The following is a 22,508-nucleotide window of genomic DNA, read 5'->3' on the forward strand; positions in this document are numbered from 1 at the left end:
GAGCGTCACGGCCGGTACCACCCGAGACGCAGCAACGCTCGTGCCGCCTACGGTCCGCACAAGACCACAGAGCAGCACGCGAAGCCGCCTCAGCCCAGGACGGGGACCGAGGCGCAGCAGCTGCGGGCAGCCGGCGGATGGATCCGCGGCCTGGCCCGCCTGGCCGCAGTCGCGCCGTTGCATGCAGTGGTTGGAGGACGCGGCGCGAAGCCGCAGGGGGCGCGCCTCTAAAGATCAGATAGGAGCAACGCGCTGACCTGCGAAAACGCGGACGATGCATGCACCCAGGGTGCATAGATCCTGGTCGCGGACGGCGAGATGCATGCACGTAGGTGAATAGATCGTTCCTGTCCAGAGACACGCCCGCCGCATGCATGGATCTTGGGGCGCAGCGCGGAGGCGTCACGGCTGGCCCCCGCGCCCCCGCCCTCAGATGCCGTCAACGGCATGGAGTCGGCGCGGGATCTGCTGAAGCGGTTCAAGAAGCTCGCCCAAAAGGGCGGCACCTTCAGCACGAACCCCGAGGTCAAGCCGTACGTCTTCTACGGCACCCAGCACCTGAGCATGGCCCAGATCATCGAGGACAACCTCTGGAAGTTCGACCTCACCACGATGTCCCGCAACGTCCTGGACCACCTGAAGACCCACCACGATGATCAGGCGCTGGTAGAGCTGACCCAGAGCGGCCTCGCCGCCAAGTTCGGGTGCTCGCAGTCGAAGGTGTCGCGCGCGATCGGCCAGCTGCGGGACAAGGGCATCCTCAGCGAGCGGCAGCGCAAGGGCACCGTGCTCATCCACCCGCTCCTGGCCGGCTATGAGTCGTTCTCCCACATGGTCAACCACCTCAAGGACCCCGACACGTTCGTGTGGCCGCTGAACTTCCCCACCGGCGACGTCCGCCCCCCACGAGCCCGAGACGCCCGCACCGGCACCGACTTCGACCCCGACCCGGACGGTGGCGAAGACGCCCCGGCCCCCGAGGCCCGGCCCGCCCTCCGGCTGGCCGGCTGAACTACCGCCCCACTACAGCGCCCTCTGCCAGGAGGGCGCTGTAGTCGTTTCCGTCAGGGAGCAGATGAGTTGGGCAGCAGGCTCATCGGCGGGGCTCGGGCTGGCCACCTGCTGCGAGCGACGCTGCTGTCAGTGAGCGTTTTCGGCGTGGCCATTGATCGGGTGGCGCCGGTAAGGCTGAGGTGGGGGCCCGCAACGGACAAGGCTCCCGTGCCGTTGGTGGAGGTGTCGAAGTCTCACCCCACCGACACAGGAGCCCTGGCTGGCCGCGTACGGCGTCGTGCGCGTCGACGGCACCACCCGCCCGCAGGTTCTGGAGGGGGACGGGGCGCCGGTCGTGGGCGCCGTGCTGGACGGGCTGTCGGCGCCGGTCCGTCCGGCGGTGCTCCTCAACACCTCGTTCAACGGGCGCGGCGAACCGCTCGTGAACACGTCGTACGACGCGCTGCGCGCCTTCCGGGAGATGGACTTGGATTTCCTGGTCCTGGGCGACGTGCTCTACGAGAAGCGGACGATAGCCGGGTGTGTGGCGCAACGAGAACCGGCGGCGGTCTGTGGTTCGCCCCCTTCGGTCAGGGCCCGTCGCCGGTGGGCGCCTCAGCTCTCGGTCGGCTCCGTGGCGTAGGCGGCGAGGAACGTGCGGACGCCGGTGGTGGCGTAGTGGTCGAGCTCGGCCTCGGTGTGCTGGAGACCGCCGTGGAACATGGCCTTGTTCATCGGGACCCACAGCAGCAGGCCGGCGAAGTGGTCCGCTGCCAGGGTGGGGTCGTCCGTCCTGAGCAGTCCGTGGTCGGCGAGCCTCCGGAAGGTGGCCGCCAGAGTGGTGAGGCCCCGCTCGAAGCCTTGCTCGTACCAGGCGGCGCCCAGCGCGGGGAACACGTCGGCGTTGGCGATGATCAGGCGGCGTAGCTGAAGTACCCGGGGCTGGGTGAGCCCGGTCAGGAATCGGCGGGCCAGGCGGGTCAGGTTCTCCTCCAGGGTGGAGGCGTCGGCCGGGAAGTCGGCCACCAGGCCGGCGCTTCCGTCGATCCGGTCGTTGGTGGCCAGGACGATCTCGTGAAACAGCGTCTCCTTGTCGGAGAAGTGCTTGTAGACGGTCTGCTTGGACACCGCGGCCAGTTTCGCGATGTCGTCCATGCTCGCGCCGGCGTAGCCCTTGTCCAGGAACACCTGGGTCGCGGCTTCCATGATCGCGTGGCGCTTCCGTGCCGACCTGCCTTGCTCGTTCGCTTCCATGGCGTCCCCTCTCGATGGCAGTACTGGACAGTCTAGTACCCTCATGGGTACTGTACCGTCCAGTTCCGGACGAGCCGGGACGCTGCAAGGACGGGGACATCATGAGGAAGATCGTCGCGGGTCTGTTCGTCTCACTGGACGGCGTCGTCGAAGCTCCGGAGAAGTGGGGCATGCCCTACAACACCGGCGAGGCGGCCGAGGCCGTGATGAAGCTCTACGACGACGCCGACACCGCCCTGATGGGGCGCAGCACCTACCAGATGTGGAGCTCGTTCTTCCCGAACGTCACCAGCGAGCAGGTGCCCACCGCCGACTGGTTGAACGCCGCCCCCAAGTACGTCGTCTCCACCACGCTCACCACCGCCGAGGAGTGGCACGACAGCCGTCTGATCACCGGCGACGACATCCGCGGCCAGATCCAGGCGCTCAAGCGGCAGCCCGGCGGCAACATCAACGTCGGCGGCAGCATCACCCTCGTCCAGTGGCTCCTGTCCAACGGTCTGCTGGACGACCTCTACCTGCACATCGCGCCCGTCATCGCCGGTGCGGGCCGGACCCTCGCCGGCGGCGAGCGGATTCCCATGGGCCTGGTGTCCACGCGCAGCTTCGCCAACGGCGTCGTCGAGTCCCACTACACGGGACCGACCGTGTGAGGTTGCGAAGTCTGTCCAGGACTGCCAGGAGGGCACGGCAGGAGGTGCGGGTGGGGTGGCGGGGTGGCGAGCATCGGCTCTCGGGTCCACCGGCCCGACGATCGCCACACCTCTGGAGGAGAGGCCATGAAGACCGGACGTCTCGGCATCTACCTGACCGCCGCCGCCACCGTTCTCGGTGTCGCCCTGATCCCGCAGCCCTCGGCCGCCGCCACGACGGACTGCTCGTACACGAAGAGTGGGCAGGTGCCGCTGAACGACCTGGGCACGGGCACGTACAACGGTCTGACCGGCGGTCTGTACCCGGGCGGCAGCAACGTCCGCCCGACGGCGCACACGAACGCCGGCGTGGACATCGCGCAGAACCAGGTGCTGCCACGCAACGCCTCCGGGCAGGTGGACCTGGTGAACGGCAAGGTGGTGCTGATCTCGATCGGCATGTCCAACACCACGCAGGAGTTCCAGAAGTTCATCGCGACGACGCAGGCGTACGCGAACCTCAACGACAAGCTCGTGATCGTCGACGGCGCGCAGGGCGGCAAGGACGCCAGCACCTGGGCGAACCCGGCGGACGCCACCTGGTCCGTGCTCGCCTCCCGGCTGTCGAGCGCCGGGGTGACTCCGGCTCAGGTGCAGGCGATGTGGCTCAAGGAGCAGTACCTCGGGGACAACCTGGGTGCGTTCCCGCAGGGTGCGCAGAACCTGCGTGACTCCCTCGCCGCGATCTCGCGCAACGCGCGCGCGAAGTACCCGAACCTGGCGCTCGGCTATGTCGCGAGCCGCATCTACACCTACGACCCGGCGCGCAGCGCGGGTGCCTACCAGCAGGGCTGGGCGGTGAAGAAGCTGATCCAGGACCAGATCAACGGCGCCTCGGACCTGACGTACGGTGCGGGCGGCGTCGCGCCGTGGCTGTCGTGGGGCCCGTACATGTGGGCCGACGGTCTGGGCGCGGACGGTGTGGCCGGTGGCACGCCGGGACGCAGCGACGGTCTGGAGTGGGCGTGCTCGGACCTGGAGTCCGACAGGGTGCACCCGTCCGCGAGCGGTGAGCAGAAGGTCGCGAACATGGTTCTGAACCAGCTGTCGACGGACCCGACGTCGACTCCCTGGTTCAACAAGTAGGCCGGGGGAACGGGACATGCCGCACATCGCCGTACCCGCGCCGGTGCCGGGGATCCGGGGGCTGATGGCCGCGAAGCCGGCCTCGGGGCGCAGGCTCAGCGAGCTCGCCGAGCAGCTGCTGCGGGCCGCCTCGCCGCTGAGCGTGGCCGAGCGGGAGCTGATCGCCGCGTACGTGTCGTACCGCAATGGCACCCGTTACTGCACGGGGTCGCACACGGCCGCCGCCGCGCACGCGTTCGGTGGTGACTACGCGCTGGTCGAGGCCGTGCAGCGGGATCCGGCGACGGCGCCGGTGAGCGAGCGGATGCGGGCTCTGCTGGCGATCGCGGGAAAGGTGCGGGGCGACGCCCGTGACGTGACGGAGCAGGACGTCGCGGCCGCTCGGGCGGCGGGGGCGGACGACGAGGCCGTGCACGACACGGTGCTGATCGCGGCCGCGTTCTGCATGTTCAACCGGTACGTCGACGGGCTCGCGGCGATCACGCCCGAGGATCCCGAGGTGTACGACGGGATCGGGGCGACGCTGGTGGCCGACGGATACCTGCCGCAGGGTGGCCCCGCGTCCTCTTGACGTGGCTAAGTCGTGGCGAGGGCCGGGTGGAAGCCCGGTCCTCGCCACACTCGCGTGCACTCTTGGTGTAGTCGGCCTCCGGCCGGCGCGGACGATTCGGGAAGCAAGTAGCACATGTCCTTTCAGGCGTACCTGGACAACATCGAGGACAAGACGGGCCTGACGCCGCGGCAGTTCATCGAGCTGGCGAAGGAGCGCGGGTTCGAGGGGCCGACGCTGAAGGCGGGCCCGGTCCTGGAGTGGCTCAAGGAGGACTACGGTCTGGGCCGCGGCCACGGCATGGCACTCGTGCACGTCTTCAAGAACGGCGCGAAGATCTCCGACAAGCACGTCGGCTCGGGCGGTACGCACCAGGACGACTCCGACACGCTGTGGCTCGAGGGGAAGAACAACCGCCCCTGAGCACGGTGTTCGCCCGAAAGACAACGTCGGCTCCCCTCCGTCCCGGAGGGGAGCCGACGTTCTCCTTCGTGTTCAGGCGGCCAGGACCTGCTCGGGTGCGGGGGCTTCGGTGGGCCGCGCGGTCCGGGACAGCAGGGACGCCGGGATCGACATGAGGACGGCGGTCATCACGCCGGCGATGAACCAGCCGGAGGCGTGGCGCTCCGCGGCGAAGGCGGCGAAGGCGGGAGCGACGCCGCCGAGGACGGCGCTGGTGACGGCGTTGGGCATGCCCACGCCCAGGGCCCGGACCTCGGTCGGGAAGATCTCGGTGAGGAGCTTGGGCAGTACGGTCGTCGCGCAGACCAGGTAGACGACGCCGGAGCCGTAGGTGAACAGCAGGCTGGCGAAGGTGCCGGTCATGGTGAGGTACGAGACGGAACCGGCGACGGCGAACAGGGCGCTGGCCGCGACGAGGAGGCGGGCGGCGCCGATCCTGTCGGCGAGCAGGCCGATCGGCACGTTCAGCGTCATCATCAGCGCGGTGGCGGTCACGACGACCCAGAACATCGTTCCGGGAGGCGCGAGGCGGCCTCCGAGTGCGGGAACGACGGCGGTCCAGGTGCCGCCGACGGCGCCGGTTCCGGCGACGAACAGGACGGCCAGCAGGACGTTGCGGCGGTGGGTGCCGAGGACCTGGCGGAGCGAGCCGCGCTCGCGGCGCTCCTGGGACTGGCGCCGGAAGACCTCGGTCTCGGCGAGCCGGGTGCGCAGCACCAGCAGGACCAGGCCGAGGACGCCGCCGACGAGGAACGGCACGCGCCAGCCCCAGTCGGCCATGGCGGCGGGCCCGAGGGCGGCGGTGAGAGCGCCGCCGAGGAGGGAGGCGGTGAACGCGCCGGCGCAGGTGGTGAGGGAGAACAGGCTGCCGTAGGTGGCCTTGCGCTTCTCGGGGGCGACTTCCATCAGGTACGCGGCCGCGGCGGGCCATTCGCCGCCGTGGGAGACGCCCTGGGCCATGCGGGCCAGGAGCAGCAGCACGGGGGCGAGCAGGCCGATGTGCGCGTAGGAGGGGGTGGCGCTGATGAGGAGCGAGCCGCCGGCCATGAGGGAGACGGCCAGCATGAGGGCGGGGCGGCGGCCGCGGCGGTCGGCGTAGCGGCCGAGGAGGATTCCGCCGAGGGGGCGCATGAGGACACCGACGCCGAGGACCGCGAAGGCGCCCAGAATGGAGGTGAGGGAGTTCCCGGAGGGGAAGAACTGGGCGGCGAACAGCGGCGCGAAGAGACCGTAGCCGAGCCAGTCGAAGGATTCGATGAAGTTGCCGACGACGGTGGCGGTGACCGCTCTGCGGTGGGCCTTCTTCGGGGAGTGCGCAGACATGATGGGCCGCTTCCCCTTCAGACGGCGGCGACGTAGCCGTGGGTGGTGATCCGTCGGCCCGCCTCCTCGTAGTAGCCGGGCGCGGTGGGCAGTGCGGTGGCCAGGCCGCTGACGTAGCGGTTGTACATGCAGAAGGCGGCCGCGATGAGCACGGTGTCGTGGATGTGGGTGTCGGTGGCGCCCTCGGCGCGGGCGGCGGCGACGGTCTCGTCGCGGACGGGGGCGGCCTGTGCCTGGACCTCGGCGGCGATCCGCAGGAGGGCCCGCAGCAGCGGGGTGAGCGGGGCGCTGTCCGCGTCGTGCTGGACGGCCTTGACCAGGTCGAGACCGCCGTCGAGCTGGGCGGCGGCGGCCGCGCCGTGGGTGTCGGCGCAGAAGCGGGTGGCGTTGAGCTCCGACACGTACGCGGCGATCAGTTCGCGTTCACCGCGGGTCAGGGGCGACTCGCCGCGCAGCAGGGCGTCGGCGAGGGCGTTGAGCGGGGCTGCCGTGTCGGGACGGTCGGTCATCAGTCCCCTGATGCCCGGGAGATCGTTGGCGATCCTGATGTGCGGCACGGTTCGCGTCCTTCGGTCGGAGGTGTCGGCTCCTCATCGTCGGCACCGGTGGCGCGGTCGGCCAACTTCCGGTGTGCGGACCTGTGTTGTTGTTCAACGGCGGCCGTTGCGGCGGGCCTGCTTGCTGACGGCCTTCCACTGGCGGCGCATGTCCGCCATCTCGGCGGGGTCCTCGCGGCGCCGCCGGTAGGCGATCTCGCCCTGGAGCTTGCGCCAGGTGGCGAGGCGGTCCGGGGACAACGCGCCGGTGAGGAGGCCCTCGGTGACGGCGCATCCGCCGTCGCCGTCGTGACCGCAGTCGGCGTAGCGGCAGTGGTCGGCGAGGGCGGCGATGTCGGTGAAGACGTCGTCGACGGCCTCGCGGCCGGCGGCGACCTCCAGGGAGCGGATGCCGGGGATGTCGAGGAGGACTCCGCCCGAGGCGAGGAGGTGGAGGCGACGGGTGGTGGTGGTGTGCCGGCCGCCGGCGCGGCCGACTTCGGCGACCGCTTCGGTGGTGCCTTCGAGGGCGTTGAGCAGGGAGGTCTTGCCGGCGCCGGAGGGGCCGAGCATGACCGCGGTCGTGCCGGGCCCGAGGTGGGAGCGCAGGGTGTCCAGGCCGTCGCCGGTGCGGACGCTGACGGGGATGACGGGGACGCCGGGGCTGAGGAGTTCGGCGGTGTCGGTGTCCCGGGCCCCCGCGTCGTCGGTGGTGTCGCTCTTGGACAGGACGAGGACGGGCTGGGCGCCGCTGTCCCAGGCCATGACGGACAGGCGCTCGACCATCGCGGCGTTGAGGCCGCCGGCGAGCGGGACGACGACGAGGACGGTGTCGATGTTCGCGGCGAGGATCTGTCGGCCGTGGCCGTGGCCGCCGGAGCGGGTGAGGACGGCGCGGCGGGGGGCGACGGTGTGGATGCGGCCGTCGGCGCCGAGCTCCACCCAGTCGCCGGCGACCGGGGTGACGGGCAGGGCGGGGGTGGTGGGGGCGGTGTGCGCGGTGAGCGTGCCGTCGGCGGAAGGGAGCAGGACGTCACAGACCGTGCCGTGCTGGACGACGACGCGGGCCGGGGTGGTGGTTGCTTCCACGTGCCGGGCGTCGGCGTCGGTCCAGCCGAGGCGGGTGAGGGCGTCCGGGGTGGCGGTGAGCGTGTCGGTCATGGGGTGTCCTCGGTGATGAAGCCGGTCCAGGTGCGGCGCAGACGGTCGCCGGCGGTCGCGTCGACGCGCTGGACGGCGTGCATGGTGTGGGCGCGGAAGACGACCAGGCGGTTGGGGCGCGGCAGGACGAGCGTGGGGTGGGTGGCGCTGTGGACGAGGGCGGTGCCGTCGGCGGCGTCGGCGCGGGACTCCTCGTCGACGAGGGCGAGGCCGCCGCCCCAGTCGGTGCTCCAGGTGCGGTGGGTGAAGTAGACGTACGCGCCGATGCGGCCGGCGCCGGCGTCGTTGTGCCAGGACAGGCGGGAGCCGGCGGGGTAGCCCCAGGCGCTGAGGGTGAGGGAGAGGTTCTCCTCACGGCCGGGGGCGGCCAGCAGGTCGAGGTGGGCGGCGACCTGTTCCTTCACGGCGCGCTGCCAGCGGGGTGCGTCGTCGTCGGTGTGCGTCAGGCGCTGCTTGTCCTCGCCGCCGCGGTGGGCGAAGCCGTCGTAGACCGGGTCGATGGTGCTGAGGACGGGCTTGAGGCGGATCCGGGTGAACGCCTCGGTGGTGTCCTCGAAGTCGGCCCGGGGCAGCAGGTCGTCGATGACGACGTAGCGGTCGCCGCGGGAGTGGACGCGGGCGTCGGGGTTCGTCGCCGGTGTGGCGAGGAGGGCTGCGAGGGTCATGCGGTCGTTTTCCTTCCGTTTCCGGCGAGGCGGGCGGCGGGGAGGCACAGGAGGACGAGCAGGACGCTGATGCCGAGGAAGACGGTGTCGTAGTGGTCGGCGAACAGGCCGCCGAGGAGCATGCCGGCGGGGACGCCCGCGGAGTTGACGAAGTTGTCGACGGAGCCGAGGCGGGACAGGTACCGCTCGGGGATCTCGCTCTGGTAGGCGGTGTCCCACACGATGCCGCAGGCGGCGGTCGTCAGGGCGCACAGGGCGAAGGCGGCGCCGATGACGGCCGTGGGGAGTTCCTCGCGCAGGGCCAGCGCGGTGAACTGCAGGACGGCGCCGAGGGTGACGACGACGGCGGCGGCCTTCCACGGGTGCTGTTTCGTCGTCGTCATGACGGCCAGGGAGCCGAGGAGGGAGCCGACGGCGATGCAGGTCGCGAGGACGGACCAGGCGCCGGTGCCGCCGAGGGACTCGACGGCGACGACGGGTCCGGCGACGGCGGTCAGGCCGATGCCGAGGGAGACGACGAACCACAGGGCCATGCCGAAGGAGAACCACGGGTAGCGGGCCATGATGGCGAATCCGGCACGGAAGCGGTGGTCGGTGTCGGCGGCCGGGGCGGTGCCGTCCGGGGCCGGGGCGGGGGCGGCGGCCGGGGCGGTGCGGCGGAGGGGGGTGTGCAGGCGGACCAGGCGCACCAGGCAGACGAGGTTGACGGCGAAGGACGCCACGTCGAGCCAGAGGACCCAGGAGAAGCCGGCCGTGCTCATGAGGACGCCGGCGAGGACGGGGCCCAGGAGGAAGCTCACGTCGGCGACGAGGGAGAGCAGGCCGTTGGCCCGCTGGAGTCGGTCCTCGTCGACGAGTTCGGGGGTCAGGCCGATCTGTGCGGGGTTGTACAGGGCGGTGCCCGCGCCGTACAGGGCGGCGGACAGGCACAGGTGCCAGCTCTGCACCGGCAGCGGGCTCACCACCACGACGGCGAGAGCGCCCTGGGCGGTCAGGCGCAGCACGTCGGCGCCGATCATCACCTTCACCCGGTCGTACCGGTCGGCGAGCCGGCCGCCGGTGGCGACGAGGAAGAAGCGGGCCCCCCACAGCGACAGCAGGACCCAGGTGAGAGCGGCCGCGGAGTGCGAGATCTGGTACGCGGCGAGGGCGAACGCGACGGGGACGGGAGCGTCACCGAGCTTGGAGACGACGTGGCCCGTGAAGAACGTCGCGAAGCGGCGTTCGCGGAACATCGCGGCCTGGTCCCTGAGGGTGGCGGTGAGCACGGGGCGGGTCATCCTTCGCAGATCAGGAAGTCGTTGCGGGCGCCGAAGGCGACCAGGGCGCGCAGGTCGGCGTCGGGCAGGTCGCTGTCGGCGGCCAGCTCGTCGTAGGTCAGGGCGCCGCCCCGGGTGAGGAGGGTGACGGTGTGCTCCAGGCGGCGGTCGAGGCGGATGCGCCGGCCCATGGTGGTGACCGTCAGGTGTTCGTCGCCGGTGGTGACGTGCGGGGGGAAGCGGCTGGCCCATCGGATCCGGGTGTCGGGGCCGACCTCGCCGGTCAGGACGCTGCGCAGGGAGGCGCCGGCGCGGCGGTCGGGGCGCAGGGCCAGGCGGGTGGTGAGCCACTCGGGGTCGGGGTCCGGTGCGGTGCGGCCGACGAGTTCGTGGGCGGCGCGGGTCTCCTCGCGGACGTCGGCGAACGGCTCGTATCCGACGGTGAGGTGGACGGTGAGTTCGCCGGTGCCGGAGACGCGGTGGGCGGTGTCGCGCGGCACGGACAGGCACGTGCCGGGGGTGAGGACGCGGTCGAGGCTGCCCGGGGCCAGGTCGCGGGAGCGGGCGCCGACGCGGGAGTCGACCTCCCAGTGCTTGCGGCCGAGGAGTTGCAGGATGAGGGCGTCGTGGTCGTCGCTGTGGACGTCGAAGGCGGACGTCTCTCCGGCGGTGACGTAGCAGTTGACCCAGGCGCGGGCGCGCAGCAGGTATTCGAGGGCCTCGCACAGCAGCATGACCCGCTCGTCGAGGGCTTCGAGGTGGCTGATGACGAGGGTCGCGCCGCGTTCGACGGCGCTGTGGAGGTAGGCGGGGACGAGGGCGGTGTGCAGGACCTCTCCGTCGCCGACGCGGGAGCGCATCCAGCGGCTGCGGTCGATCTGGCGGCCGGACTCGACGAGCCGGAAGTTGGTGGCGAGCGCGCCGGGCCGGGCGAGGGCGGACCATACGCCGGCGAGGAGGGCCTCGTGGGCGGCGGTCTCGCCGCCCGGGGCGGGCTCGTGGAGGCGGACGCCGCCGGCGGGTGGCTCCTGGTCGCCGAGGCCGGCGAGGAGCGCCTGGGCGTGGGCGAAGGCGTCGAAGCGGGTCATGGGGCGATCACCGCCCCCACGTGGTAGAGGCTGAGCGCGATCTCCTCGCGGCGTTCCGGCGCGAGGCCCGCGGGCAGGACGGCGGTGAGCTCTTCGAGGGTGAAGGGGGTGTCCGAGGCGGTCGCCTTCTCCAGGCCGGTGAAGTCGGCGGGGGCGGGGCCGGGGACGATGAGGGTGCGGCCGCGGGCGACGAGGGTGGTGCCGCCGCGGTGGAGGGTGGCGGCGACCGCGCCGGGCCGGGACCAGCGCAGCGGGGTGCCGGGGGCGGCGGCCGTGCGGGGCAGGGCGGCCTGGTGGGGACGGCCGAGGTAGCCGTTGGTGCGCAGGCGGAGCTGGCCGAGGGCGATCTCGTGGGCGACGCGGTCGGCGAGCGGGGTGCCGGGGGCGTCGTCGGCGGCGAGGAGCGCGCGGGCGCGGTCGGTGACCTCGTCGGCGGCCGGGTAGGCGGCGAGGGCTTCGGCCGGGCGGGCGGCGCGCCACAGGGCCTCGGTGATCAGGGGCCGGGTCCTGACCGGGTAGAGGGTCAGTCCGAGGAACGCGGAGGGGCCGAGGTTGCGGAACACGTGGTACGTGTCCTGGGGGATGCAGAGGAAGTCGCCGGGCTGGAGCAGGTGGCGCTCGGCGGAGGCGAGGTGTTCCTCGATGTCGAAGGCGATGCGGCCGAACGACGGGCTGGGCGTGATGCCGGAGGCGTCGAACGGGTTGTCCTGCCAGACCCAGACCTCCTTGGGGGACGGTCCGAGGTGGAAGATGAGCGAGGGCTCGGAGTCCTTGTGGATGCCGAACGGGGTCCAGCCGGAGTGGGCGACGAAGGTGTACACGTCGGTGCCGGAGGGCAGTTCGTGGGTGCCGTCGGTGACGAGTTCCCCGACGAGCCGGGCGACTTCCTCGGCCAGGTCGAGGTTCCAGGACCCGATGTCGTTGACGGCCAGGCACTCCTCGTCGCTGTCGGCCGTGCGGGCCAGCCAGTCGACGGCGCTCTCCTCGTCGGCGAGGGGGGTGTCCACGAAGCGTTTGGTCAGCCGGTAGTCGAAGGCGCCCGGGCGGAAGGCGCGCAGGCGCAGGTCGCCGGGTGCGTGGCGGGTCGCCGTGCGCAGGCCGTCGTCGATCAGCCGGGCGAGGTGTCCGGGGTCGGCGACCAGGCCGGGGAGGAACACGGTGCGGGTGAAGTCCGGGGCGTGCTCCGCCGCGAACGACTTCCAGGTCTGCGTGTCGATGCTCATCCAACTCACCACTCGTTCGGGGAAAACGGCCGACGCGGCCGGCTGTCCTCGGGGACGACCGGCCGCGTTACGGTGCGGGCCTCAGTGGCCGACGTCCTGACGCGGGCTGAACTCGGCCTCGAAGTCGTAGTTGTCGTCCTCGAGGATCTCCATGACGAGGTTCTTCTCGTTCTCCATGACGGGTTTTCCTTTCCGATTGATTCATGAATTTCTCCCGCTGGGGCGGCGGGAATGATGCTGGAGCATTCAGTTGGAATCGAGCGGCCCGTCCGGCTGGGTGGGATTCGGTGTGCTTTCCGGTCCGTTCTGGAAATTACTCTGACACGGCTTCACAAGCGGTGTCAGCATTTTTCCGTGGCACAGAATGGCCTTGGCATCGTTGTGTCAGACGAGGCCGCTGCGGGCGGCCTGGAGGCCGAGTTGGAATCGGCTGTGGGCGCCGAAGCGTTCGGAGAGGCCGGAGATCATGCGGCGCTCGCTGCGCAGGGAGATGCCGAGTTTGCGGGCCGCCGCCTCGTCGGTGAGTCCTTCGGCCAGGAATCGCAGCAGTGCGCGTTCCTGCGGCGAGTACGCGGCCGTTTCGCCGGTTTCGCCGTCCACGTCCGCGTCCACGTCCGGGAGGGGTTCCGCCTGGTCCCACAGATGGGTGAACAGGGCGCGCAGGCCGGTCAGGGCTCCGGGTTCGCGCAGGAGGACGGCCCCCTGGTCGGGGTCGTCCGGGTCCAGGGGGAGGGCGGCGCCCGCGCCGTCGACGATCCGCAGCTGGAGGGGGAGGGAGGGCAGGGTGCGGATCTCCGCGCCGGCCTGCGTCAGCCGGCGGACCGCTCTCCGGCGCTCGGGGGTGCCGTCGGTGCTGTCGAGGTGGAGGACGCGGACCCGCACGCCCCGGGCGAGCAGGTCGAGCTGGAGGGGGACGTCGATCTCCCAGGGGCCGCCGCTGGGCACCGCGGTGGGGGCGAGGGCGAGGAGTTCGCCGCGGGCCTGGCCGGTGAGGTCGGTCTGGAGCCGCCGGACGGACTCGGCGCCCGTGAAGCGTTCCACGACGCCGCCCTGGGGGTCCCGGCCGAGCGCCGTGTAGTCGGTGAGGAGGTCGGCGACCGCCGCGCGGCTCGCGTCGATCTCCAGCTGGGTGCGGGCGAGTTCGTTCTGCCGGCGGTCGAGCAGCGCGCCGAGTCCGGCCCGGGGCGGCACGAGCCGCAGGCCGCCGGAGGAGTCGGCGGTGGCCGTCGGGCGCAGCAGCGCGAGGTCGGCCAGTGTGTCCAGTGCCCGGGCGACGGTGGGGCGGTCGGTGTCCAGCTCCTCCGCCAGGCGGTCCACGCCCCAGGAAGGGTGTTCCAGCATCAGCCGGTAGACGGCCTCCGTGCTGAAGTCGAGTCCCAGTACGCGCAGCATCAGCGTCCCCCCGCGGTCGTCTGTGGGCGCCGGGGCACATGCGTGCCACGGCATGTTCGTGGCCTCGCCTGGTCTGGGGCGGGGCCGGTGGCGTGCGGCACACTCGGTGTGTGCACCTCGTCGAGTTCGCCTTCGCCAAGCCACCGGAAGCGCCGGACCTGTCCTCCGACGCTCTGCTGGCCGAACTGTGGGCGGTGTGCGGGCCGGGTGACGGCGTGGAGCACGTACGGGTCCACGCGAGCCGGGCCGGTGCCCGGGGTGTCGCCTTCCTGCTGGCTCCCGACGAGGCGAGCGCCGTACGGCGGTGCCGCGCCGTGTGCCGGCGTGCTCTGGCGCTGTCGCCCGCGCTGGGCGGCTGGCGGCTCGCCGGACCCGTGGAGGCATGACGCCGGGCGGCGGGACGTGCCCGTACCGGCACGACCACCTGCCCAAGTCTCCGCGTACCGCGGGATGCTCCTTGCCACGTCCTCATTCTTGGACTAGCGGGCGGCTCGACGCTTCTCTCTGCGTGCGGAGCCGGTGGCGGCCGTCAGGCCCTAGGTCCGCACGCTGGGAGTTGGCCGGCCGGTCCGCGGGTCCCGACGATGAGCTCGTCCGTACCCCACGCGAAGACGAGGACGCGCCGGTGCCCCACATCGAGATCACCCATGATCTTCCCGGCATCAGCGGGCTGTTCGCCCAGCGCCCGGACACCGCGGGCGTGCTGTCGGAGCTCGCCGAGACCCTGCTGCGCAGTGGTCCGTCGCCGCTGATCCGGGGCGAGCGCGAACTGATCGCCGCCTATGTGTCGCACCTGAACCGCACCGCCTTCTGCGCCGGTTCGCACAGCGCGTTCGCGGCCGCGCAGCTGGAGGGCGGCGCCGAGCTGGTGGCGTCCGTGCTCGCCGACCCCGGCACGGCGGCGATCACCCCGCTGCTCCGGTCGCTGCTGAAGGTGGCCGCCGAGGTGCAGGCGAAGGCGGCTCCCGTCTCCGACGGGGCGATCGCCGCGGCCCGCGCCGAGGGCGCGACGGACGGCCACATCCACGACACGGTCCTGATCGCGGCCTCGTTCGCGATGTTCAACCGGTATGTGAACGGTCTGGCCACGGACGTTCCGTCCGACCCGGCCTTCTACGGCGTGACGGCCGAGCTCATCGTCCAGCACGGCTACGGCGCCGCGCACTGACGTCCGCGCCCGTCGGCGCCGTCTTCCCCAGGAGGGTGACATGACCTGGTCCCATGCACACGTTCCCGACCAGAGCGGCAGGATCGCGCTGGTCACCGGCGCCTCCGGCGGCATCGGGCTGGAGATCGCCCGCGTGCTCGCGGACCGCGGGGCGCACGTCCTCCTCGCGAGCCGCGGCATGGAACGGGGCCGGGCCTCCGCCCTCGTCGGCGGCAGCACCGAGGTCGTCCGGCTGGACCTGACGTCGCTCGACTCGGTGCGGGAGGCGGCGGCGTGGGTGCGCGGCCGGTACGGGCGCCTGGACCTGCTGGTCAACAACGCCGGGGTGATGTTCCCTTCGTACCGGCGTACGCAGGACGGCTTCGAGGCGCACTTCGGCGTCAACCATCTCGGACACTTCGCGCTGACCGGACTGTTGCTCGACCTGATGACCCCGGTGCCCGGCTCCCGGGTCGTGACGGTCGCCAGCCTCGCGCACCGGGCGGGCCTCGGGGCCCTGGACGAGGAAGCGGCCCGGTCGTCGACCGGGCGGCGGTCGCTGACGGCGTACGGGCGTTCCAAGCTCGCCAACCTGCTGTTCGCTCGGGAGCTGGACCGCCGGCTCGCCTCGGCGGGTGCGGCCACGGCCTCGCTCGCCGCGCATCCCGGCCTGTCCCCGACCGGTCTGTGGCAGGGCGACGCGCCCCGGTTGCTGCGGCCGGTGGCCGCGGCGGGACTGCGGTGGCTGGCCCAGCCCGCGGACCGGGCGGCGCTGCCGGCGCTGCGCGCGGCCACCGACCCGCACGTGCCGGGCGGTGCTCACCTCGGCCCCTCGGAGCTCTTCGAGAGCCGGGGCGCGCCCGCTCCGGCCCGCTCCAGCCGGGCCTCCCGGGACGGGGCGGCGCAGGATCGCCTGTGGAAGCTGTCCGAGGTGCTGACGGGCGTGCGCTACACGTTCCCGCCGGCGCTCGCGGTGCCGGAGCCCGCGGAGCGGGAGCTCGCCGAAGCGGTGTGCCCGGTGACGGGCGCGCGGGGGTGAGCGCCGTGCCGGAGGGGAGCATCGCGGCCGGTGTGGGTACGGGGATGGACCGGCAGGGAAGGTTCCGGCCGGTCGCGGCCTGGGCGTGGATGTGGCGGAACTTCGACACGGTGCTGCCGGACGTGACGGGCGCCGCCTGGCAGACGGATGCCGCGGGCCCTCCCGCGCGGGCGGCGGAGGCGGAGGGGTACGCCCGCTTCACGGCCCACGGGCCCTGGTGAGGAGCGACCTCATGAAGTGGACGCGGGGCGTTCTTCCCGCGTGCTGAACACGCCGTCGGCGCCCCCGGTGGAGCGTCGGCGCGCCTAGCGTGTCGCCGCGTGTCCCCCACCCCCACGACAGAAGGCGGCATGCCATGGCGCAGACGGCACAGCGGCCCGCTCCCGTCCGTTCGCGGCCGGAACGGTCCGCGGTCACCGGACGTCCCGTCCCTTCCTTCTTCTTCAACGGTCATGTTCCTCGCCGCCGTGCGCGGGTCATCGCGGTCAGCGCGCTGTTCGGCTTCGCCCTGACGGTGGTGTGGTCGGCGGAGTTCGTCGACCGGACCATCGGTGACACGGTCGCGGACACGCTGCTGGGTCACACCGCCAAGGGCACCCCGATCCCCGGCGCCCTGGCCGGTGTCCTCTTCGCCCTGGTCACGGGCATCGCCGGCACGTTCACCGCGTGCAACATCGCCGTGTTCGGCGCGCTCGCGCCGCTGACCGGCGGACGTTCCGTCTCGCGCCGGGGCCGGATGGCCGCCGCGCTGCGTCCGCTGGGACAGCTCGCGGCCGGAGCGGTCACCGTGTCCGCCGTGTACGGCATGCTGGCCGCGATGTCCGGGACGGGCATGCCCCAGTTCGAGCAGAGCCAGGGCGGCGGCCTCTCGGGGCGGCTGATCCAGGCGATGGTGGTCTACGGGCTGATCGGCCTGGTCATGACGTACCTCGGCCTGGCGGCGCTGGGCGTCGTTCGCGACCCGCTGGCGAAGCTGTCGGAGGAGTACCCGAGCGCGCCGATGCTGTTCATGGGCGGTCTGATCGGGGCGTTCCTCATCGGCCGTCCCTTCCCGCTGTTCCGCCAGCTGTTCCGCGACACGGCCCTGAGTCACAACGTGCTGTACGGGTCGGTGGCCTTCGGCCTGCAGACCCTGGGCAACATCCTCGTGATGTCGGTGCTGTTCCTCCTGGTGACCGGCCTCTTCGGGGACCGGCTGCACCGGTGGCTGACGAAGCGGCCGAGCCGTTCCGCGGCGCTGATGGCGGCGGGGTTCATCGCGGCGGGCGTCTTCCTGGTCCTGTACTGGGACCTGCGGATCCTGGCCCGCCTGGACCTGATCTGGTACCCGATGGCTCCTTGGGTGGCCTGAGCCCGCCCCGTACGCGCGTGCGGCCCGGCCGGAGGTTCTCCGGCCGGGCCGCGCGCGTCGAGAGGGTCAGGCCGCCACGGCGGCAGCGGCGGTGGAGGCCACGGCGCCGACGAGCTCGCCCGCCGCGTCGACGATGTCGAGGTCGGCGAGCTGGGGGTCGTCCAGGACGGGAACGAGGTCGGCGAGGACCTGGGCGAAGCGGCCGTCGTTCTCGTAGGTCATCGCGATGTTCCCCTCCCACAGGGCCGCGCGGACGCGGCCGGGGGTGAGCATGCCGTCTCCGGCGGTCGAGGCGAGGAGCAGCTCGGCGACGCGGCCTTCGAGCCGGGTCGGGTGCCAGGCGCCGCTGAGGAAGTCGGCCATGGTCTCCTCGACGCTGCGGCGGGCCCGCTCGGTGGCGACGGGCTCCGGGAAGAGGCTGGTCTCGGACGGGGCGGTGATCGTGGACACGGTGATTCCTCTCGGAGGTGCGGACGGGACTAGTCGAGGCCGGCCGCGGCGCGCAGGGCGGCGGCGCGGTCGGTGCGTTCCCAGGTGAAGTCCGGGAGTTCGCGGCCGAAGTGGCCGTAGGCGGCGGTCTGGGAGTAGATCGGGCGGAGCAGGTCGAGGTCGCGGATGATGGCGGCCGGGCGGAGGTCGAAGACCTCGCCGATGGCGTTCTCGATGAGGTGGAGGGGGATCTCCTCGGTGCCGAAGGTCTCGACGAAGAGACCGACGGGCTCGGCCTTGCCGATCGCGTAGGCGACCTGGACCTCGCAGCGCGAGGCGAGGCCCGCGGCGACCACGTTCTTCGCGACCCACCGCATGGCGTAGGCGGCCGAACGGTCGACCTTGGACGGGTCCTTGCCGGAGAACGCGCCGCCGCCGTGGCGGGCCATGCCGCCGTACGTGTCGATGATGATCTTGCGGCCGGTCAGGCCGGCGTCGCCCATCGGGCCGCCGATCTCGAAGCGGCCGGTCGGGTTCACCAGCAGGCGGTAGCCCTCGGTGTCGAGCTTGATGCCGTCCTCGACGAGCTGCTTGAGCACGTGCTCGACGACGAACTCGCGGATGTCGGGAGCGAGCAGCGACTCCAGGTCGATGTCCGAGGCGTGCTGCGAGGAGACCACGACCGTGTCGAGGCGGACGGCCTTGTCGCCGTCGTACTCGATGGTGACCTGGGTCTTGCCGTCGGGACGCAGGTACGGGATGGTCCCGTTCTTGCGGACCTCGGTCAGCCGGCGGGAGAGCCGGTGCGCGAGGTGGATCGGCAGCGGCATCAGCTCGGGGGTCTCGTCCGACGCGTAGCCGAACATCAGGCCCTGGTCGCCGGCGCCCTGGGACGCGAGTTCGTCCTCGGCGCCCTCGACGCGGGCCTCGTGCGCGGTGTCCACGCCCTGCGCGATGTCCGGGGACTGGGCGCCGATGGACACCGACACGCCGCAGGAGGCGCCGTCGAAGCCCTTCCTGGAGGAGTCGTAGCCGATCTCCAGGATCTTGTCCCGCACCAGCTGGGCGATGGGGGCGTACGCGGATGTGGTGACCTCGCCCGCGACGTGGACCTGACCGGTGGTGATCAGTGTCTCCACGGCCACGCGGGCCGCCGGGTCCTTGTCCAGCAGCGCGTCGAGGATGGTGTCGCTGATCTGGTCGGCGATCTTGTCGGGGTGGCCCTCGGTCACCGACTCCGAGGTGAACAGCCGTTTCGTCATGGGGCGCATCAGATCCGCGGCCGCTCCCGCCCGGCAAGCGGACTTGGCCGAGTCACGGAAGGTGCCGCGGATCCGGTGCTGCTTGGTCACCTCACGCCACCGGGACGCGGGCCTTCTCGGCCTCGCGGACGGCACGCTCGCCGAGCAGGGACCGGTAGAGGAGGATCGCGGCGAGCCCGGCCGTCCCGTACAGCAGCCCCATGGCGAGGGAGGGGACGAACGCGCCCAGGGTGACGCACAGGGCGGCGACGAGCAGGCCGATCCGGGCGTTGAGCGCGTACGCCGCCATGTACTTGGTGCGGGCCTCGGCGTCGATCAGGTCGGCCAGGAGTGCCTGCCGCACCGGGACACTGGCGATCTCGCCGAAGGTGAGCAGGACCGCGGCGGCGATGAGGATCCAGCCCACGTCGCTCACGGCCCAGACCATGTAGCCGAGGGTGAAGACCGCGATGCCGCCGTACAGCCTGACGCGCTCGGACACGCGCGCCAGCAGCGTCTTGGCGACGAGGATGAGGGCGACGACCAGGGCCGCGTTGACGGCCCGCAGGACTCCGAGGATCGCGACGCCGTCGACGTCGACGGTCCAGTCGCCCACCGCCAGGAGCGTCTGCTCCGGGAACTCACGGGCGAGGCGGACGGCGATGTAGTAGCCGATCTGCATCTCGACGGCCGCGATCAGCGCGGCCGCGACCAGCTGGCGGAGGAAGACCCGGTCCCGGGCGACGGCGAGGTAGCCGCGCAGCATCGCGGCGGGCCCGGTCGCGGCCGCCTTCCCGCCGGTCGGGGCGGTCTCGCTGATCCAGCGCCACATCACCGCCGTGGTCAGCAGGCACAGCGCGGCCGCGCCGGTCAGCAGCTGGAGGAAGTGGCCGTCGTAGAGGAAGCCGCCGATGAGCGCGCCCGCGGTGAAGGCGAGGTTGATCGACCAGTAGTTGATCGTGTAGACGAGCGGCCGGTTCTCGGGGGTGGAGACGTCGACCATCATCGCGTCGGCGGCCGGGGTGGCCAGCTGCGAGCAGCAGGTGTTGAGCAGGAACAGGGCGAAGGTGGCGACGCCGGACGTCCACCAGGGCGAGTTCGCCAGGGCGAGCAGGCCGAAGGTGAGGGTGGCGCCCAGCTCGCCCGCCACCAAGACGGGGCGGCGGCCGTACACGTCGGCGAAGTGTCCGCCGAGGAAGTTGGAGGCGATGCCGGCCGCCGCGACGCAGACGGTCAGGACGCCGGCGACGGCGGGGCCGTACAGGTTCGCCAGGTGGATGACGAGGAGCGGCATGAGCATGACGGACAGCAGTCGCTGGACGAAACCGACGGCGATCCGCAGCCTGATGTTCGGGTGCAGGGAGCCCAGTGTCATCGCAGGCCCCGCGGGGAGCGGGGTTCGTCGACGAGGCGACCGCCCTTGCCCCAGTGGTCCGGGGCCACGTCACGGACGATGACGGTGACGGCGTCGTCCGGGCATCCGGAGACCCGTGTGACGACATCGGTGATGCCCGCCACCAGCTCCTTCCGGGCTTCTCTGTCATTGCCCTGCCACCAGTTGACGGTGATCACCGGCATGTCGGCGGTCCTTTTCTGCAGATGACGGTTCAAGGGCGCGAGCGCGGCTGTCCGAGAATCCCCGGAACGCCGGAGGGCAGGCAAGCCGGGGCTTCGGAAGAAGCGCGACTTGAACAAGTCGAACAGTCTCCGGTTGCTTTTCCTCACGCACCGGGAGCGAGTTGGTGAAGTCGCTTCGCAATTCCGCGTCCTGTTGCCGTCGATTTCCGGCCCGTGATGTGATCGGCGCCGTCCTGCCCGGCCGGTCCCGTCCGACCGCCGGGTTCTACTCCCGTGCCGGGACGGCGTATCGCGCCCGATGCCCGCGCGGCCATCCCAGCACGGGAGCACAGGTCTCCTGACAGGTTCGGAAGGAATGCCGGTGTCCCTCTTCGACATACGCAGGATCGGCGGAAAGATCGGCGCGGAGGTGACGGGCATCGACCTTTCCACCGAGTTGTCGGATTCCGTCTTCGGGCAGATCCACGCCGCGTTCCTGGAGCACAAGGTCCTGTTCTTCCGGGACCAGGACATCAGCGACGAGCACCAGCTCGCCTTCGCCGCGCGGTTCGGCCCGCTCACCCAGACGCACCCGATGATGCGGACGGTCGACGGCGCTCCCCAGGTCATCCCGGTCGACGGCGAGGACCAGCGTGCCGACCACTGGCACACCGACATCAGCTTCACCACCGCCCCGTCGCTGGGCACGACCCTGCGCAGCGTGGTGCTGCCGCCGTACGGCGGGGACACGATGGTCGCGAACGCGGCCGCCGGCTACAAGGACCTGCCGGCCGAGCTGCGCGAGATAGCCGACCGGCTCTGGGCCGTGCACACCAACCACGCGGAGCAGCCGCGGCTGGGGACCGACCGTGGGGACGAGGTCCGCGCGGCGTTCCTGGCCCGCCGGTTCGAGGCCGCCCACCCCGTGGTGCGGGTGCACCCGGAGTCCGGCGAGCCGAGCCTGTTCCTCGGCGGTTTCGCGCAGTGGCTCGTGGGCCTGGAGCCGCGCGAGTCCCGGCCGATCATCGACGTGCTCCAGTCGTACGTGCGGCGGCCGGAGAACACCGCGCGCTGGACCTGGCGGCCCGGCGACGTCCTCATCTTCGACAACCGCAGCACGCAGCACTACGCGGTCAACGACTACGGGCGGCACCAGCGGGTGCTGCACCGGGTGTCCATCACCGGCGACGTGCCCGTGGGCCTCGACGGCAAGCAGAGCTACGCGCTGAAGACGGGCGAGTGAGCATGGAGACCTCCCCGTCCCACGGCCCGGACGCCTTCGCCGCGCGGCTGCGCGGCCGTGAGCGCCTGATCGGCTACTGGATCGCCCTGGACAACCCGGCCGGGACCGAGCGGATCGCCGGACTCGGCTACGACTACATCGGAGTGGACGGTCAGCACGGCGTGCTGCACCAGCCCGGGTGGCAGGCGGCGATGCTGGCGGTGGACGCCCGCGGCCGCTCCGCCGGGGTCATCCGGGTGCCGTCGCCGGACCCGGTCGCGATCGGGATCGCGCTCGACACCGGAGCGCGCGGCGTCGTGGTCCCGATGGTCGAGAGCGCCGAACAGGCGCGGGCCATGGTGCGGGCCTGCCGGCACCACCCGGCGGGAACGCGCAGCCTCGGCGGGCCCGTCCGGGCCGAGATCCGCGTGGGCTCCGTGCCCGCCGAGATCGACGAGCGGGTGGCGTGCATCGTGATGATCGAGACGGCGGCCGCGCTGGACGACCTGGAGGCCATCTGCGCGACGGAGGGCCTCGACGCGGTGTACGTCGGACCCGCCGACCTGTCGGCCGCGCTCGGCGCGCGGTGGTTCGGCGACCCGGCCGCCGCCGACGCCCTGGAGGCCGCGCTGGTCCGGATCACGGAGGCCGCCCGCCGGCACGGCATCGCCTGCGGCATCCACGTCCTGGACGGGGAGAGCGCCGCGAAGCGGCTCGCCGAGGGGTTCACCTTCGCCACCGTCTCCAGCGACATCACCCACCTGCAGCAGGTCGCCGCCGAGCATCTGTCGGCGGCCCGGGGCTCCGGCCCGGCCTGAGCGGGCACCGGACGAGGAGG

General features: G+C 72.0%; 26 protein-coding genes. 13 read left to right on the forward strand and 13 right to left on the reverse strand.

The window, feature by feature from the left end; genetic code table 11:
• Positions 1-447 precede the first annotated feature (447 nt).
• The gene (locus AC07AW_RS38305) at positions 448-1,011 is read left to right on the forward strand and encodes a helix-turn-helix transcriptional regulator (RefSeq protein ID WP_478820073.1); all 564 of its coding nucleotides are present in this window, start codon (positions 448-450) and stop codon (positions 1,009-1,011) included.
• Between the two features lie 280 nt (positions 1,012-1,291).
• Positions 1,292-1,636 carry a carbamoyltransferase C-terminal domain-containing protein gene (locus AC07AW_RS38310; protein ID WP_478820074.1) on the forward strand — a complete coding sequence of 115 codons (345 nt, stop codon included), beginning with the start codon at positions 1,292-1,294 and terminating at the stop codon, positions 1,634-1,636.
• Here the strand turns inward: AC07AW_RS38310 and AC07AW_RS38315 are convergent.
• Positions 1,609-2,247 carry a TetR/AcrR family transcriptional regulator C-terminal domain-containing protein gene (locus tag AC07AW_RS38315; protein ID WP_478820075.1) on the reverse strand — a complete coding sequence of 213 codons (639 nt, stop codon included), beginning with the start codon at positions 2,245-2,247 and terminating at the stop codon, positions 1,609-1,611. The two genes, AC07AW_RS38310 and AC07AW_RS38315, sit on opposite strands and share 28 nt — an antisense overlap.
• Positions 2,248-2,348: 101 nt before the next feature.
• Between AC07AW_RS38315 and AC07AW_RS38320 the strand changes: the two genes are divergently transcribed.
• From AC07AW_RS38320 to AC07AW_RS38335, 4 genes are all read left to right on the forward strand, one after another.
• Complete coding sequence (locus tag AC07AW_RS38320) at positions 2,349-2,900, forward strand: dihydrofolate reductase family protein (protein ID WP_478820076.1); 552 nt, start codon at positions 2,349-2,351, stop codon at positions 2,898-2,900.
• A gap of 126 nt (positions 2,901-3,026) precedes the next feature.
• Positions 3,027-4,025 carry a hypothetical protein gene (locus AC07AW_RS38325; RefSeq protein ID WP_478820077.1) on the forward strand — a complete coding sequence of 333 codons (999 nt, stop codon included), beginning with the start codon at positions 3,027-3,029 and terminating at the stop codon, positions 4,023-4,025.
• A gap of 16 nt (positions 4,026-4,041) precedes the next feature.
• On the forward strand, positions 4,042-4,596 hold the full coding sequence (locus AC07AW_RS38330; RefSeq protein ID WP_478820078.1) for a carboxymuconolactone decarboxylase family protein: 555 nt from the start codon (positions 4,042-4,044) through the stop codon (positions 4,594-4,596).
• A gap of 114 nt (positions 4,597-4,710) precedes the next feature.
• Positions 4,711-4,998: a DUF4287 domain-containing protein gene (locus tag AC07AW_RS38335; protein WP_359514075.1), complete on the forward strand. Its 288-nt coding sequence runs from the start codon at positions 4,711-4,713 to the stop codon at positions 4,996-4,998.
• A gap of 72 nt (positions 4,999-5,070) precedes the next feature.
• Here AC07AW_RS38335 and AC07AW_RS38340 read toward each other — a convergent pair whose 3' ends face one another.
• From AC07AW_RS38340 to AC07AW_RS38375, 8 genes are all read right to left on the reverse strand, one after another.
• The gene (locus AC07AW_RS38340; protein WP_478820079.1) at positions 5,071-6,360 is read right to left on the reverse strand and encodes an MFS transporter; all 1,290 of its coding nucleotides are present in this window, start codon (positions 6,358-6,360) and stop codon (positions 5,071-5,073) included.
• Between the two features lie 17 nt (positions 6,361-6,377).
• Entirely contained in the window at positions 6,378-6,917 is a 540-nt protein-coding gene (locus AC07AW_RS38345) for a carboxymuconolactone decarboxylase family protein (RefSeq protein WP_478820080.1), read from the reverse strand.
• A 93-nt stretch (positions 6,918-7,010) separates the two neighbouring features.
• Positions 7,011-8,057, reverse strand: a complete 1,047-nt coding sequence (rsgA, locus tag AC07AW_RS38350; protein WP_478820081.1) for a ribosome small subunit-dependent GTPase A — start codon at positions 8,055-8,057, stop codon at positions 7,011-7,013.
• The gene (locus AC07AW_RS38355) at positions 8,054-8,722 is read right to left on the reverse strand and encodes a 2OG-Fe(II) oxygenase (protein WP_478820082.1); all 669 of its coding nucleotides are present in this window, start codon (positions 8,720-8,722) and stop codon (positions 8,054-8,056) included. The genes rsgA and AC07AW_RS38355 overlap by 4 nt, the downstream gene beginning before the upstream one ends.
• On the reverse strand, positions 8,719-9,990 hold the full coding sequence (locus tag AC07AW_RS38360) for an MFS transporter (RefSeq protein ID WP_478820083.1): 1,272 nt from the start codon (positions 9,988-9,990) through the stop codon (positions 8,719-8,721). The genes AC07AW_RS38355 and AC07AW_RS38360 overlap by 4 nt, the downstream gene beginning before the upstream one ends.
• 8 nt (positions 9,991-9,998) lie before the next feature.
• Positions 9,999-11,069: a JmjC domain-containing protein gene (locus AC07AW_RS38365; RefSeq protein ID WP_478820084.1), complete on the reverse strand. Its 1,071-nt coding sequence runs from the start codon at positions 11,067-11,069 to the stop codon at positions 9,999-10,001.
• Entirely contained in the window at positions 11,066-12,292 is a 1,227-nt protein-coding gene (locus AC07AW_RS38370) for a hypothetical protein (protein ID WP_478820085.1), read from the reverse strand. The genes AC07AW_RS38365 and AC07AW_RS38370 overlap by 4 nt, the downstream gene beginning before the upstream one ends.
• Positions 12,293-12,676: 384 nt before the next feature.
• The gene (locus AC07AW_RS38375) at positions 12,677-13,684 is read right to left on the reverse strand and encodes a hypothetical protein (protein ID WP_478820086.1); all 1,008 of its coding nucleotides are present in this window, start codon (positions 13,682-13,684) and stop codon (positions 12,677-12,679) included.
• A 110-nt stretch (positions 13,685-13,794) separates the two neighbouring features.
• Between AC07AW_RS38375 and AC07AW_RS38380 the strand changes: the two genes are divergently transcribed.
• The 5 genes from AC07AW_RS38380 to AC07AW_RS38400 all read left to right on the forward strand — a co-directional run bounded on the left by AC07AW_RS38380 (position 13,795) and on the right by AC07AW_RS38400 (position 17,221).
• Positions 13,795-14,070, forward strand: coding sequence for a hypothetical protein (locus AC07AW_RS38380; RefSeq protein WP_478820087.1), 276 nt, complete (start codon positions 13,795-13,797; stop codon positions 14,068-14,070).
• Positions 14,071-14,309: 239 nt separating this feature from the next.
• On the forward strand, positions 14,310-14,852 hold the full coding sequence (locus AC07AW_RS38385) for a carboxymuconolactone decarboxylase family protein (protein ID WP_478820088.1): 543 nt from the start codon (positions 14,310-14,312) through the stop codon (positions 14,850-14,852).
• A gap of 40 nt (positions 14,853-14,892) precedes the next feature.
• Positions 14,893-15,870 carry an oxidoreductase gene (locus tag AC07AW_RS38390; protein WP_478820089.1) on the forward strand — a complete coding sequence of 326 codons (978 nt, stop codon included), beginning with the start codon at positions 14,893-14,895 and terminating at the stop codon, positions 15,868-15,870.
• Between the two features lie 5 nt (positions 15,871-15,875).
• A complete protein-coding gene (locus tag AC07AW_RS38395) occupies positions 15,876-16,091 on the forward strand; it encodes a hypothetical protein (protein WP_478820090.1) in 216 nt (71 codons plus the stop codon).
• Between the two features lie 134 nt (positions 16,092-16,225).
• Positions 16,226-17,221 (forward strand): hypothetical protein, encoded by a 996-nt coding sequence (locus AC07AW_RS38400; protein ID WP_478820091.1) that lies wholly within the window; start codon positions 16,226-16,228, stop codon positions 17,219-17,221.
• Between the two features lie 66 nt (positions 17,222-17,287).
• Here AC07AW_RS38400 and AC07AW_RS38405 read toward each other — a convergent pair whose 3' ends face one another.
• From AC07AW_RS38405 to AC07AW_RS38420, 4 genes are all read right to left on the reverse strand, one after another.
• Positions 17,288-17,671, reverse strand: a complete 384-nt coding sequence (locus AC07AW_RS38405; RefSeq protein ID WP_478820092.1) for a hypothetical protein — start codon at positions 17,669-17,671, stop codon at positions 17,288-17,290.
• Positions 17,672-17,700: 29 nt separating this feature from the next.
• On the reverse strand, positions 17,701-18,912 hold the full coding sequence (gene metK, locus AC07AW_RS38410) for a methionine adenosyltransferase (RefSeq protein ID WP_478820093.1): 1,212 nt from the start codon (positions 18,910-18,912) through the stop codon (positions 17,701-17,703).
• A 91-nt stretch (positions 18,913-19,003) separates the two neighbouring features.
• Positions 19,004-20,266: an MFS transporter gene (locus AC07AW_RS38415; RefSeq protein WP_478820094.1), complete on the reverse strand. Its 1,263-nt coding sequence runs from the start codon at positions 20,264-20,266 to the stop codon at positions 19,004-19,006.
• Positions 20,263-20,469: a tautomerase family protein gene (locus tag AC07AW_RS38420; RefSeq protein WP_478820095.1), complete on the reverse strand. Its 207-nt coding sequence runs from the start codon at positions 20,467-20,469 to the stop codon at positions 20,263-20,265. The genes AC07AW_RS38415 and AC07AW_RS38420 overlap by 4 nt, the downstream gene beginning before the upstream one ends.
• A 361-nt stretch (positions 20,470-20,830) precedes the next feature.
• On the opposite strand from AC07AW_RS38420, the gene AC07AW_RS38425 reads away from it, so the two are divergent.
• On the forward strand, positions 20,831-21,691 hold the full coding sequence (locus tag AC07AW_RS38425; protein WP_478820096.1) for a TauD/TfdA dioxygenase family protein: 861 nt from the start codon (positions 20,831-20,833) through the stop codon (positions 21,689-21,691).
• A 2-nt stretch (positions 21,692-21,693) separates the two neighbouring features.
• Positions 21,694-22,488 (forward strand): HpcH/HpaI aldolase family protein, encoded by a 795-nt coding sequence (locus AC07AW_RS38430; protein WP_478820097.1) that lies wholly within the window; start codon positions 21,694-21,696, stop codon positions 22,486-22,488.
• Positions 22,489-22,508 lie beyond the last annotated feature (20 nt).

The sequence above is a fragment of the Streptomyces sp. NPDC044003 genome, assembly GCF_056435185.1.